The sequence below is a fragment of the Pseudomonas sp. TE3910 genome (assembly GCF_056279025.1).
This window is the reverse complement of the sequence record NZ_JBWBQN010000001.1, coordinates 1,200,351-1,213,391: the sequence shown is the minus strand read 5'-3', so window position 1 is coordinate 1,213,391 and position 13,041 is coordinate 1,200,351. Positions and strand designations below refer to the sequence as shown.

The 13,041-nt window shown below is 60.8% G+C and carries 9 protein-coding genes; 5 read left to right on the top strand and 4 right to left on the bottom strand.

Translation table 11 applies throughout. The features are described from left to right. The first annotated feature begins 31 nt into the window (after positions 1-31). The 3 genes from ACZ9H3_RS05290 (at position 32) to ACZ9H3_RS05280 (ending at position 3,035) form a co-directional block, all read left to right on the top strand. A complete protein-coding gene (locus tag ACZ9H3_RS05290) occupies positions 32-481 on the top strand; it encodes an MASE3 domain-containing protein (protein ID WP_476220002.1) in 450 nt (149 codons plus the stop codon). Further along, positions 441-2,210: a putative bifunctional diguanylate cyclase/phosphodiesterase gene (locus ACZ9H3_RS05285; RefSeq protein WP_476220001.1), complete on the top strand. Its 1,770-nt coding sequence runs from the start codon at positions 441-443 to the stop codon at positions 2,208-2,210. The genes ACZ9H3_RS05290 and ACZ9H3_RS05285 overlap by 41 nt, the downstream gene beginning before the upstream one ends. A 138-nt stretch (positions 2,211-2,348) precedes the next feature. Further along, positions 2,349-3,035, top strand: coding sequence for a GNAT family N-acetyltransferase (locus ACZ9H3_RS05280; protein ID WP_476219999.1), 687 nt, complete (start codon positions 2,349-2,351; stop codon positions 3,033-3,035). A gap of 10 nt (positions 3,036-3,045) precedes the next feature. Here the strand turns inward: ACZ9H3_RS05280 and ACZ9H3_RS05275 are convergent, their stop codons facing one another. Continuing rightward, a complete protein-coding gene (locus tag ACZ9H3_RS05275; RefSeq protein WP_476219997.1) occupies positions 3,046-5,946 on the bottom strand; it encodes an HD domain-containing phosphohydrolase in 2,901 nt (966 codons plus the stop codon). A gap of 188 nt (positions 5,947-6,134) precedes the next feature. Between ACZ9H3_RS05275 and ACZ9H3_RS05270 the strand changes: the two genes are divergently transcribed. Together ACZ9H3_RS05270 and ACZ9H3_RS05265 are read left to right on the top strand one after the other, a co-directional pair. Next, positions 6,135-7,322 carry an NnrS family protein gene (locus ACZ9H3_RS05270; RefSeq protein WP_476219995.1) on the top strand — a complete coding sequence of 396 codons (1,188 nt, stop codon included), beginning with the start codon at positions 6,135-6,137 and terminating at the stop codon, positions 7,320-7,322. Positions 7,323-7,332: 10 nt separating this feature from the next. Then, positions 7,333-7,773 (top strand): CopD family copper resistance protein, encoded by a 441-nt coding sequence (locus ACZ9H3_RS05265; protein ID WP_102051582.1) that lies wholly within the window; start codon positions 7,333-7,335, stop codon positions 7,771-7,773. Positions 7,774-7,805: 32 nt separating this feature from the next. Here ACZ9H3_RS05265 and ACZ9H3_RS05260 read toward each other — a convergent pair whose 3' ends face one another. The 3 genes from ACZ9H3_RS05260 to ACZ9H3_RS05250 form a co-directional block, all read right to left on the bottom strand. After that, positions 7,806-8,942: a cytochrome-c peroxidase gene (locus ACZ9H3_RS05260; protein WP_476219992.1), complete on the bottom strand. Its 1,137-nt coding sequence runs from the start codon at positions 8,940-8,942 to the stop codon at positions 7,806-7,808. 29 nt (positions 8,943-8,971) lie between these two features. Next, positions 8,972-11,731: a TonB-dependent receptor plug domain-containing protein gene (locus ACZ9H3_RS05255; protein ID WP_476219990.1), complete on the bottom strand. Its 2,760-nt coding sequence runs from the start codon at positions 11,729-11,731 to the stop codon at positions 8,972-8,974. Positions 11,732-11,979: 248 nt separating this feature from the next. After that, positions 11,980-13,023 carry a FecR family protein gene (locus ACZ9H3_RS05250; protein ID WP_256587485.1) on the bottom strand — a complete coding sequence of 348 codons (1,044 nt, stop codon included), beginning with the start codon at positions 13,021-13,023 and terminating at the stop codon, positions 11,980-11,982. Positions 13,024-13,041 lie beyond the last annotated feature (18 nt).

Sequence of the window (13,041 nt, the reverse complement as noted above, 5' to 3'; positions counted from 1 at the left end):
CTGCTATCGGAAACACAGCCTGATTGTGCCTATGACCTATCCGAGCAGTTCTTCTCCGACTTTCACTGCTACAGACCGTCAGCCTCGCGACAGTAACCACCTGATCATGGTCGTTGTTCTCGGGTTGGTGCTGTTTGCCGTATGGCTTGCGCCGGCTGCGGTTCAAGTCAGTGCCGGCTGGTTCCCGGTTGCGTTGCATTCGATTTGTGAAATCTTTGCCATTACCGTTGCGGTGCTGGTATTCGCGGTGACCTGGCACAGCTATCGGCCAGGGCAGCCCAGTAACCTGTTGTTGCTCGGCTGTGCGTTCCTCTCCATTGCGCTGCTTGATCTGGCACATGTGCTGTCCTATAGGGGCATGCCAGTGTTCGTTACGCTTTCATCTCCCGAAAAAAGCGATCAATTTCTGGCTGGTATCGCGCGTACTGACCGCAGGCACGTTGTTGCTGATCTCCATCCGTTCCTGGCGCCCGCTGACTAGTAGCACGCCGCGCTTGCCCATGCTGCTCGCGGCATTGGTGATGGTGGCGGTGATTTACGTGCTCGGCCTGTTTTTCCCCGATGTCTGGCCGCACACCTTCGTTGAGGGCACGGGCCTGACGTCCTTCAAGATCGCAATGGAGTGGGCCATCATTGGCGTGCTGGCCATCGCTTCCGTGTGTTTCTGGCGCGCTCGGCGCAGCCTTGCCTATGACGCCAATGGCCTGTTGGCTGCTGCACTGATTTCCATTCTTGCGGAGCTTTGCTTCACCGCCTATCACAACGTCAACGAGCTCTACAGCCTGATGGGGCACCTCTACAAGGTCCTCTCGTACTGCCTGATCTACCGCATTGTGTTTGTTTCAAGCGTGCGCGAACCCTACGAGCGTCTTGCTGTAGAAATCGCCGACCGCCAGGCAGCGGAGAAGCGCATCGAGGTCATGTCGTTCTACGATACGCTGACCGGCCTGCCTAATCTGGCACTGCTGCAAGACCGGACGCTGCAGGCGCTGGTCAGTATGCGGGGTGACGACCACCCGGTCGTCTTGCTCTTTCTGGATGTCGATGCATTCAAGCTGGTCAACGATTCCCTGGGCCATGCCCACGGCGACGACCTGCTGCGGGCGATAGGTGAGCGCCTGCGTGAGGGGTTGCCTGCGACGGCTACCGTGTGTCGCTATGGTGGTGATGAGTTTGCTGTACTGCTGACTGGCCCGGTGAATGCCGATGACATTGCCAAGGTACCGCAAACCATTCTCGACCTGCTGGCTGCGCCCTTCCGGATTGCCGGGCAGGCAATCTCAACCTCAGTGTCTATCGGCGTCGCCCTGGCCCCTCACGATGGCGAAGCACCGGCTGAATTGCTGCGTAATGCTGAAACAGCCATGTACAAGGCCAAGCAGGCCGGCCGCAAGACCTGGCGCTTCTACAGCGCTGCCATGAACCTGGAGGTCAGTGAGCGCCTGCAACTGCTCAACAGCCTGCGCCAGGCCATCGACCAGCATGAGCTGACGCTGCATTACCAGTTGCAGTTCGAGCTCGGCAGCGGTCGTATTGTCGGTGCCGAAGCGCTGGTACGCTGGGAGCATCCAACGCAAGGGCTGATTTCGCCAGACCGTTTCATTACTGCGGCTGAAGAAAGCGGGTTGATCGTGCCAATGGGCGACTGGATTATCCAGCAGGCCTGTCGGCAGGCCGCACAATGGAGGGCCAGTGGGCTGGATATTCCAAGGGTCGCGGTCAACCTGTCGCCCGTGCAACTGCACCACCATTCGCTGGAAGCGGTAATCAAGCAGGCGCTGAGCGATGCCGGCTTGCCAGCGTCGGCACTGGAGCTGGAGCTGACAGAGTCGAGCCTGATCGAAGACACCGAGCAGGTGCTGGCGACGCTGATCAGCCTTAAATCCTATGGCATCAAGCTGTCTATCGACGATTTCGGCACCGGCTATTCCTCGCTGGCCTACTTGCGTCGGCTGCCGGTAGACACGCTCAAGATCGACCAGTCCTTTGTGCGCGGGATGACCAGCGCCGCCGATGGTCACGCCATCGTCGAAGCGATCATCCAGATGGCGCGCTCGCTGGGGCTGGAAACCCTGGCCGAAGGCATCGAAGATCAATGCACCGCCGACGAACTGCTGCGGCTGGGCTGCGAGCTGGGCCAGGGGTACCTGTTGGCACGCCCGGTGCCAGCGACAGTGATACCGGCACTGGCAGGGCGCCTGCGCGGTTGAGCGCGGGTTTGCTCTGGTTCCCCTCATCATCGGTGAGCCGTGCAGCAGGTCAGCGGCGTAAAGACGGGTTATCATGTCGGCGCCCAGCGCCAACGTCTCAGGCCGTGGGCATGCCTTAGTCCCGGAGTTCGAAACGCAATGTTCACTGTCACCCGCCTTGAAAGCCCACCCCCCGAGGCGATCAGAAGCCAGATCATGCAGATGGTCGTCGATTACGTCACGGACATCAGCGCGGTGGCCATTGCGCCGAGCAACCCGCTCTATCGGCTTTACCAATACGGTGTTGGCTACGAGGTTCATCTTTATCTAGAGGCGATGGACGGTTCCAGGGGAATGCCTGTCGAGCTGATCGTGGCCCTGGATGCCGACGACCCGGCAACGGTTGTCGGCTTTCTGCTGTACCTGCCCGCGACGGGTGATCCCGAGGCGTGCTCGGTCGCCTATATGGCCGTGCCGCTCAGCCACCGGCGTCAGGGCGTTGCCCGGGCGATGGTGCAGGCCATGCTGAGTCGCTACCCACATGCCGAGCTGGCGTGCTTTACCGGTAAAGTGCCGTGCTTCGAGTCGATGGGGTTTCAGGTCATCGGCGTGCGTGGCCCGCAAGTACTGATGAACACCCGTGACCACAGCACCCACGGGCATGTGGCAGTGCTGGATGTAGCGCCCATCTACCGTTCAGTGGAGGTACGCCAGATACACACCTATCTGCTTCAGCAACAGGGCAAGAAAGCGATGGTGGAAGCGGAAAAGCAGCGTGACCGGCACCTCGATCAACTGACCCGCCAGGCGCGTGCCTTTGTGCAGCAGGCCGGGATATCCGTATAAACGCAAGCGGCTACAGGTAGGCGGCAATATCCACCTCGTCGATCAGCGCCGGGGGCATGTAGCGTTCGGCGTATTGACGATAGATACCCGAGCGCAGGAACAGCGCGAACAGCTCCGCGTCGATGTGCTGATCCTTGCGCATGAAGCCCATGATCCTGATCGCCTCGGACAGGGTCTTGCCCTGTTTGTAGGGGCGGTCGACGGCGGTGAGCGCCTCAAAGATATCGGCAATCGCCATCATCCTGGCAGGCACACTCATCTGCTCGCGTGTCAGGCCCTTGGGGTAGCCGGTACCGTCCATTTTCTCGTGATGGCCACCGGCGATCTCCGGCACGCGCCGCAGGTGCCGTGGGAACGGCAGCTTTTCCAGCATGATCAGGGTCTGGATGATGTGTTCGTTGATCTTGTAGCGTTCTTCCTCGACAAGGGTGCCTCGGCCAATGCTGAGGTTGTAGAGCTCGCCACGGTTGTACAGGTGTTGGGGCACCTTGACCTTGAAGCCCCAGGGATTGTCTGCAGGCATCTGTTCGCGCGGCCCGCGAGGGAAAATGTGTTCGGGTTTGTCGGCCAGTAGTGGCTCGTCGACGGGCAGTGCCGGCTCCGGGCTGAGGTTCTTGCGCGCTTTCTCCTCATGGGAAATGCCAAGGCGATCGGAGAGGGTACGCCGCCAGGTGCGCGCGGCGATGCGCTGTAGCCGCTCGACCCGTTCCGGGGCCATGAACTCGCCGCCTTCATTGCACTGGGCAACGAAGGCGAATTCCTCGTCCAGTTCATGCAACTGCTCAGCCAGTGCGGCCTGCAGCAAGTCGCTATCGCCACCCGCCGCGATTGCCTGCCAGCAGGTCAGTTCTGCGTCGCGCTTGAGCACTTCAAAGCGCATGCGTATTTCATGGATACGATCGTGCAGGGTTTCCAGTTTGGTTGCCTTGTCCACCACGTACTCCGGCGTCGTGACTTTGCCGCAGTCGTGCAGCCAGGCGGCAATGTGCAGTTCCTCCCACTGTTCTTCAGTCAGGTTGAAGCTAGCGAAAGGCCCGCTGCGTTCGGCACAGGCGGCGCGTGCGAGCATCTTGGTCAGCTCAGGCACACGTTGGCAGTGCCCGCCGGTGTAGGGGCTCTTGGCATCAATGGCCCCGGCGATCAACTGAATGAAGGCTTCCAGCAGAACCTTCTGCTCATCGATCAGGCGCTGGGTGTTCAGCGCCACCGCCGAGGTTGTGGACAGTGCCTCGACAAAGGCCATCAGTTCCGGGCTCAGCGGGTGATGCTGCTCGTCGACCAGCAGCGCCAGCGCGCCAAGCAGATCGCCTGCCCGGCTCTTCAGCGGCAGTACCCACAATGACAAGGGCTGATCGATGTTGCTGAACGGCGGAAAGTTGCGCTGCAACTCATCAGCCGACACTGCGCAGGGTGTGGCCGCGCGCATGGCCCGTACCACGGGATGATCATGGGCCACGGCAAGCTCGATATCGCTGCCAGGCGCTGCGTCGAACGGGCCGTTTCGGCAGTGAACACGGGCCAGTTGCAGACGAGTGGCATCAGCATCTGCCAGGTAGATCAGGCTGACCTCGGCGCTGGTGATCTCCTGCATTTCACGTACCAGATGGGCCAGCAGCCGCTGGAAGTTGGTCTCGCTGGAGAGGGCAATCGATAACTCAAGGAAGCGGTGAATGGTGTTTTTCATGCTGCCCATGGCGCGAGACAGGTCGACCACCTCGGCAATCTGCGACTCTACCTCGATGGGCTCGTCGAAGTTGAAGTGCTCGATTTTTTCTGCTTCGGCGGTCAAGGCTTGCAGGGGTTTGGACGCCAGGCGCGCCATGGCCAGGGCCATCAGTACGCCAAGGACCAGCAAGGCCAAGGCAATCAGCATGCCGCGGTTGCGCAGTGCGATGGCGTCTGCCAGCAGCTCACGGTAGGGCGCCGCCATCAACAGTGTCAGGGTCTGTCCGCCGACCGTGGGCAGGGCAATGCGGATACCTTGCCAGTCGTCGCCAGCAGCCTGAAAGCTCAGGCCGTCCTCTGTGCGCTCGTTCAGTGTGCTGACCAGGCGTTGCAGTATCGGCGCCTGCAACTCATCCAGGCGGGGTAAACGCAGCTTGCCAGCGCCGTCATCAAGCATCTGCGGTGCACCTTTTTGCCAGCTGAGCACTTCGCCCATGGCGTTGAGCAGGGCGATGCGGCTGTCCGGGGTGGCTTTAAGCTCCAGCATCAGTGCGTTCAGCGAGCTTAGGGTGATGTCTGCCCCCGCAACGCCGCTGCCATTCTCGGTGGGATGGGCAAAGGACACGCCGGGCTGTCCAGTGGAGAAAAACACGTACGGATCGGTGACGTAGAGATCACCGTGCTGTTTAGCGGCGATAAACCACTGACGGCCGCGCGGGTCGTAGCGGTAGTCCGGCCGTGCTCGTCGCTCTATCACCTGAAAGTCCGGACCGATGAACAGATGCTCACCCAATGGCTGACCGTCGATCACCTGAATACTCTGCACGATCCAACGTGTTCCGGCGGGAGGGTTGAACAGTGGAACCAATGCGGCTTCATTGCGCCACGGACGGATCATGAAAAAATCACCGGTGTCGTAGCCCATGTACAGCGAAGTCAATGCGGGCTGACTATCCAGGGCGGCGGCCAGAAACTGCAGGCTATCCAAGCGTGCCTCGAGCGTCTGCGCACGCATCAGGCGCTGATGGGCCAGTAATGACACCGTACTCACCGTGGGTCGGTAGAGGGCGTCCAGTTCGGAAATGGCGAGCTGACGAACCAGTTCAAAGTGTTTTTTCGCGCCACTGACCATCTGTTCGCGGTTCTGCAGAAACTGATAGCCGTTGCTGAAAATGGCGAAGGTCAGCAGCAGGCCAACGAACAGGTAGGCAATATGGACATAAAGTGGAATTCGACGCGATGGCATCGCACGCTTCCCTGTCAGCGATAGGAGATTGGACTATAGGCGCTGATGATCAAGGTTGCCGCCACGTCGCATAGAACAAGGTGAGCAGGTGGCGAAATCTGTGGCCCAATGCTTGATGTCTGTCATGGCGACATGGGCATAGAGCTGCGAGACTGAGGTGGATGAACGGCCTGCCTCCCGGAGAAACCATGCAGATTCTCGATAAACGCCAGGCCATGAGCACGTGGCCATTATTGCGCCTGGGTTTTCGGCCCTTTTTTCTGCTTGGCAGTACCTTGGCCGCCCTGGCCGTGCCCCTCTGGGTGTTCGCCTTGCTGGGGGATGGCATTACAGCGCAGCCCCTGGGCGGTTGGCTGGCCTGGCATCGACATGAACTGGTCTTCGGTTTTGCCGGAGCGATCATTGCCGGCTTTCTGCTGACTGCGGTACAGACCTGGACGGGGCGCCCCGGCCTGTCTGGCAAGCCCCTGGGCGTGCTGGTGGTGATCTGGTTGGCGGCTCGGCTGGCATGGTGGACGGGTTCACCGCCGTTGCTGATGACGGCCAACCTGATGTTCTTTGCCTGTGTGGCCCTGGTCATGGCGCATCACTTGTGGGCGGTACGGCAAACCCGTAACTATCCGATTGTGGCGGTCCTGGTGTTGCTGTTGGGGGCCGACCTGTTGACGCAGCTCGGGCTGCAGCAGGCAAACGACGGTTGGCAGCGCCAAGGCGTCTGGGCGGCAGTGTGGCTGGTCGCCGCCATGATGGGGTTGATCGGCGGGCGGGTGATTCCATTCTTCACCCAACGGGGGCTCGGGCGTGCGGCTGCCGTTCAGCCTTGGGCCTGGCTGGACTGGGCGTTGCTGATTGTCACTGTTTCGCTGGCGATCCTGTATGCGTCGGGGCTTGCGCTGCAGGTGCACGCCTGGCTGGGGCTGGTCTTTATTGCCTTGGCTGCGGGGCATGGTATTCGTCTGTTGCGCTGGTTTGATCGTGGCCTGCTGAAGGAGCCGTTGTTGTGGTCACTGCATGTGGCGTATGCCTGGTTGGCAATGGCCTGCTTTGGCATGGCGCTCTGGCATTTCGGCCTGCTCGGCAGTGTAAGCCTGGCGTTGCATGCGTTCACGGTCGGCGCCTTGGGCGGGCTGATCCTGGCCATGTTGGCGCGTGTCTCGCTGGGGCATACCGGGCGTCCTCTGGTGCTGCCACAGGGGTTTGCCTGGGCATTCGTATTGCTCAACCTGGGCAGCCTGCTTCGCGTATTGGCGGTCAGTTTCTGGCACCAGCCGGCACTTTGGCTGGCGGCTGCCTGCTGGGCGGGGGCGTTTGCCCAGTACCTTTTCTGCTATGCGCCCATGCTCTGGCGCACCCGCGCTGATGGTCATCCAGGCTGATGGAGACGCTATGAGTTACCTGTTGTTGAAGTTTATCCACCTGACGGCGGCAGCCTTTTTCATTGGCGGTGTTTTTTTTGAGGTGATGATCCTCAGTCGGGTGACCCGACAACTGGAGCAGGCCCCGCGCGAGCAGTTGTCCAAAGCCTTGGGCCTGCGTGCGCGCAGTGTCATGCGCTGGGTGATACCGGTGCTTTACGGTGCAGGCCTGGGGTTGGCCTGGCAGTATCGCGCGGTGCTGCACAATCCCTTGGGCAGCAGCCTCGGGACCATGATGGCGCTGAAAATCGGCCTGGCCCTGAGTATCCTCGTGCAGTTCATCGGCGTGGTGTACCTGATGCGCACCGGCCGCATGACCGCATCACGATCACGGCGGCTCCATCTCAGTGTGCTGTTGCACATGCTCGGCATCCTGTTTCTGGCCAAGGCCATGTTCCTGCTGAACGTGTGATGCCTGGCCTCAGATCTGCTCAAACGCTGGTTTTACAGCGTTTCGAGAAAACGTATCAGTGCCCGGCGTTCATCCATGTCCAGCCCCAGCGGCTTCAGGCGATCACTGGTCTTGGGAAACAGCGGATCGTTTTTCTGTTGCTCGGCCGGTCGTGGTCGAGGCATGCCGCTGTTGTACAGGGCGATGGTGCCCTCCAGGTTGACGAACAGACCATTGTGCATCCACGGTGCGGTCTTGCTGAGCAGGCGCAGTGACGGTGTGCGGAAGGCACCGACATCGTCCACGTTGCCAGTCACTTCGTAGCGTCCGAGGTCCTGATACTTGCGGCCGTAATAGGTCAGCCCCAGGTTGTGGAACTGATCGTCGCTCAGGCTCGGGCCGAAGTGGCAGTTCATGCAGCGAGCCTGGGTACGGAACAGGTGCAGGCCATGCAGTTGCTCGTCGCTCATGCGTTGTGGTCGACCGCGCAGGAGTTGCTCGAACGCGGTGTTGCGGGTAGCGGTCACCAGTGTGCGCTGGTAGGTGGCGAGTGCCTGCGCAATGCGTTCAGCCGTGACCGTGCCTTTACTGGCGAAGGCCTGATCAAAGAGGCCGGGGTACTCGGCGTCAGCGTTCAGGCGTGAGAGCAGTTCGTCGGTGGTGAACGCCATCTCGACGTGGTCGTTGATGGGGCGTAGTGCCTGGGCCTCAAGGCTGCTGCTGCGACCGTCCCAGAACAAGTGCCGGGTAAAGCCGCTCATCACCACGCTGGGGGCGTTGCGCCGACCGCTTTGACGGTCGTGGCCGAAGGAAACCCGGCGTCCGTCTGCAAACGCCTCGTCGGGTTCGTGGCAGGAGGCGCAGGCGATCTGGCCGGAGCGGGACAGTTTCGGGTCGTTGAACAGACGCTCACCCAAGGCCGCTTTGGCTTGCGTGTAGGGGTTCTCGGGCGGAGAGGGGGCCAGCTCAGGCAAGGGGCCCATTTCTTCCCAGGACACGTCCGGGTCAATCTGCGGCGCGGGCCATTGCGCGACAGGTTGACGGTACAGCTGGCCGATACAGGCTTGATAGGCGCGCAGTATTCCTGCTACGGCTTCGCAGGGTTCGGCGGCATCGGCTGGGTCGGCAGCCAGCGGCAAGGCCATGAGCCAGGCCGCAGTCAGGAAGGTGCGCCTGAGCGGTCGCTTCATGTCAAACGGGCGTCCATCTGCAGGTGCGTTCAAAACCGGTACCCCACTTCAACCATGAACTGGCGGCCCACCTCGTAAGTGGCAATGTCGTCACTGTCTGTGTTGCTGACAATGGCTTTATCCAGCAGGTTGCTCACGTCCAGATTGACGAACAGTGCCTGATCCTTGGCAGTAGGCAGTTCCCAGGCCAGTCGGGTGTCCCAGGTCAGTGCGGCGGCATAATCGGTTTCTTCCCAGACGCGTACCTGCTGGCCGTTGTAAGCGACCGTTTCACCGGTGCCGGCAATGCGCCGGTAGCCATCGCGGTAACGCAGGAAGTTGCCCCATTTCAGGTTAAGTTGGGGGATCTCAGTGAGGGTAGTCAGGCGTACGGTCCAGGGCCGGTTGTAGTTCTCGGCAGGGCGGTCCGAATAGTTCATGAAGGTGCCCTGGTACTGAATGATGGGATCGTCGACATACAGCAGGCCAATGCTGGTGGTGTAATCGGACAACCCTGAGCTTTGCACTTCGGTCCAGTCGAGCGCCAGCTGGCCACTGCTGCGTGTGCCCCACAAGGCGAAGTCGCGCAGCGGGGTGATGGTCAGGGTGTAGATATCGGACTCGCTCTCACCGCCGTTGTAATAGGTGAAGTAGTTGCTGGCCAGTACCTGGGTATCGGTACTGGGTTGACCAATCTGGGCGCCCCAGGCCCGTGAAATCTGATCATGGCCTTTGCGGTTGACGTACTTCAGCGCGAACTCGGTGTTCCACTGGATGTGTGTCAGGCCCAGGGTCAGCTCATCGTCGTAGGGTACATCCAGTTCGTTGAATTTGGCGCCGTTGGCCACGCGGGACGTGTAGACCCAGTCCGACGTCTGGCTGGCACGTGTGTAGTTGCTCTGCAGGGCCGCAACGCCGTCGCGCAGTCTATAGGCGGAGAGGTTGCGCCCGTAATAACGGTTGGCACCACCGGTGAGTCGGGTCTGGCCGTCGCCAAATACGTCCAGCTCCACCGCCAGGCGAGGGGCAACCGTGGTCGCATTCATGTAGTCATCGGCGTCGACACGTACGCCAGGCCTGACTTTCAAGCGCCCCCAGCGCATGTCGTCCTGAAGGAAGACTGCCCAGGCGCGGGTATCGAAGTCAATTTTGCCTTGGGTGACGGTTTTGGTTTTTGCGTACTGCCCATCCCAGCCGTTGACGGTCTTGCCGATCGAGCACAGCGGGTCGTCGCCAACACAGGTCGAGGTCTTGGTCATCCCTGAAACGGCGTAGCTGGTATAGGGCGAAGAGCGGTCATAGGCTGTTGAACTGTGTGACAGCTCCAGGCCGGTTTGCAGCGTGTGTTCAAGGCTAAAGGTGCGGAAGCTGTTCCAGTCGGCCTTGAGCTTGTAGCTCAGGTTTTTCTGTTCCTGCTCGATGTCACCCAGGCCACCTTCACTGGCTGTGGTCGAGTTGCTCCAGTTCTTGGTGGTCGAAGAGCGCCAGGCGATGAGGTAGTCAGACTCGGACGAGCGGGAGTTTTCCAGTTGGCTCCAGCTCAGGTTCTGCTCGACCCTGGCCAGAGGGGCGTTCCATACCAAGCGTGCTGCGATGCTTTCGCCGCCTGCCGTGGTGTCCCTGGCCGAATACAAGGCATTGTTGCCATAGGTATGCGCTGTTTCCGGCGCGTGGGTCAGGCTGACGTCCAGGCCCCAGTCATCGTTGATCTGCCAGACCGACTTCAAGAAGTAGTTGTCGATGCGGCGCGTCTGCTCTTGCTCCTCACTGGCTTGAGCCGAGTTGTGGCTCAAGGCAAAGGTGCGGGTCGGGATGGTGGAGTCCTTGCGCGAAAAACTGCCCATCAAGCCAAACGTGTCGGTCAGGTGACCTTCCAGCGTGGCGCGGGTGATGACTTTGTCGAACTCCGGCTGATTGCCTGTGCCATATCCTGCCTCGAACTCATCCAGGTCCGGGTCGTCCTTGTCCAGGTGATAACGGGTCCAGGACGAGCGGGTCATTTGAGTCGACACTTTGCCGTGCAGTTCCTTGCTGGGGTTACGGGTATTGGCCTCAATCACCCCGCCATTGAAACCGCCATAGGCGGCCGGCACGTTGCTGTCATAAACCTTGATCTCATCCAGCAGATCAGTGTCCAGTGCCAGCCCCTGGCTGCGGCCTTCAACCTGGTCATAACTGTTGGTTGTCGAACCAGGGTCGATATCGTTGTTTATGCTCATGCCATCGACCACAAACAGGTTCTGCCAGTAACGGGCGCCGTTGATACTGACGTTGGCCGGGCTGATCTCTCCGGGGCTTTTGCCCGAGAGCTGGCCGTCGTCGAACTGCACGCTGGGATTGGTTCGTAGCAGGCTGGTGATGTCGCCGTTACCGCTGGGCAGTGATTCGATGGTTCGTCGGTCGATGGTCCTGTCCGCCTGATACTCAGCGGCCTGGCCATTGACGCGGGTGCTGTCCAACTGCAGCACATCGACCGCATCGCGCCTATGGATCGAGACGGCGTTGTCTGCGCTGTGTTGCCAGGCAAGGTTACTGTCGGTGAGCAGTTGCGCCAGTGCCTGTTCGAGGCTGATTTGGCCCTTGACTCTCCCTGAGGATAGCCCTTGCAGCAATGCGCTTTCGACGCTGACCTGCACGCCCGATTGTTGGGCAAACAGCATCAGCGCGTTGCCCAGTGAGCCGGCAGGTATGTCGAACGAATAGGTGCGGTATGCCGAGGGTGCCAGCAGCTCCGTGGTGGCCGCTGTGGGCGCGCTGTGCGCCAGGTATGGCAGCGCCATCAGCAGGGCGAGCACACTGGATTTGGGCAAGAAAGACTGCGGCGTAGAGGAGACAGAGCGCTTCGAGCGGGACATTCGTGTACCTGTGACGTGAAATTCAGGTTCGCTAATGCGAATAGTTTTCAGTAGCCTTCAGGTTAATGACGCTCGACCTTTCGTAATTTCCAGAAATAAATAAAAAAATCGCCGATTCGATGAAACGGCGATTGTCAGGCTCAGGCTCAGGCTCAGGCTCAGGCTCAGGCTCAGGCTTGGCGCAGCGAGGGGAGTGCACCGACTCAGTCGGCGCCGGACACCATCAGTACGTAGGGGCTCAACGTTGTCACATGGCCGCCCAAGGGGGCGATGGCTGCCTGCAACGCTTGCCGTGGCGAGCGCAGGTCGAGCGCGGCGGTGATCCGGCGTTTGCCCAGCGCCTCGTCGTTGAGGACGATCAGCCCAGGTTGGTAAGGACGCAAGCGTGCAACGACGTCGCTCACTGGCTGATCGATCACCAACATCTGCCAGTGGCGCCAGGCCGCAATCTGCTCCACGGGGATGGAGGCGCGTTGAATACTCTGGTCCTGACGCAAGAAGCTGATGCGCTGGCCTGGCTTGAGCGGTTCCAGTGTGGCGCCATGACCACGTTGGTCTTCGACATTGACCGAGCCGTTTGCCACGCTCACATCAATAGTGTCGGGCGACACCTCGACGGCAAAGGCGGTGCCGGTGACGGTGACGGTTATCGCCTCGGCGGATACCTGGAACACGCGCTGAGGCTGGGACTTGACGGAAAAGAACGCTTGCCCGCGCAGTAAGGTTACCTGGCGTTTATCGGCGCTGAACTGGACATCGATAGCGCTGCCGCTGTCCAGTTCCACCACGCTGCCATCGCTCAGGATGACCTGGCGGTGCTCGCCGACAGGACTGCTGTAGTCGGCAGTGTTGCCTTGCCAGTCGGGGAGCACCAACAGCATCGCACAGGCGGCCACGGCGCCACTGACGACCATGCGGCGCAGCCAGCGACGTCGTGCGCCTGGTGGGGTGATCGGCGCAGGCAAAGGGCAATCGAGCAGGGGGCTGCTCATCAATTGCCCGCTTATCCGCCAGACTTTCTCGGCTTTGCGATAGGCTCGCAAATGCGCAGGGGACGCCTCAAGCCAGGCCTGCAGCTCATCGTGCAAGGCTTGGTCTGCAGGGTTTTCCTGCACGCGCAGGAACCAGTCCAGCGCCGTTTCCCAGACTGGATCCCCAGGACGACTGTTCACCGCCGCGGGTGTTTCGGCGCGAGGCTCAAGCACGGGCGTTGCAGGTCGTGTGGGCAACACCTGCTGCAATGGCATGCAGGCGTACCGCTGGCG

Bases quoted from the DNA above. Each gene is read 5' to 3' on its own strand.
- ACZ9H3_RS05275 (WP_476219997.1), bottom strand. From the start codon at position 5,946: ATGCCATCGCGTCGAATTCCACTTTATGTCCATATTGCCTACCTGTTC.
- ACZ9H3_RS05260 (WP_476219992.1), bottom strand. From the start codon at position 8,942: ATGAAGCGACCGCTCAGGCGCACCTTCCTGACTGCGGCCTGGCTCATG.
- ACZ9H3_RS05290 (WP_476220002.1), top strand. From the start codon at position 32: ATGACCTATCCGAGCAGTTCTTCTCCGACTTTCACTGCTACAGACCGT.
- ACZ9H3_RS05280 (WP_476219999.1), top strand. From the start codon at position 2,349: ATGTTCACTGTCACCCGCCTTGAAAGCCCACCCCCCGAGGCGATCAGA.
- ACZ9H3_RS05250 (WP_256587485.1), bottom strand. From the start codon at position 13,023: ATGCCATTGCAGCAGGTGTTGCCCACACGACCTGCAACGCCCGTGCTT.
- ACZ9H3_RS05270 (WP_476219995.1), top strand. From the start codon at position 6,135: ATGCAGATTCTCGATAAACGCCAGGCCATGAGCACGTGGCCATTATTG.
- ACZ9H3_RS05265 (WP_102051582.1), top strand. From the start codon at position 7,333: ATGAGTTACCTGTTGTTGAAGTTTATCCACCTGACGGCGGCAGCCTTT.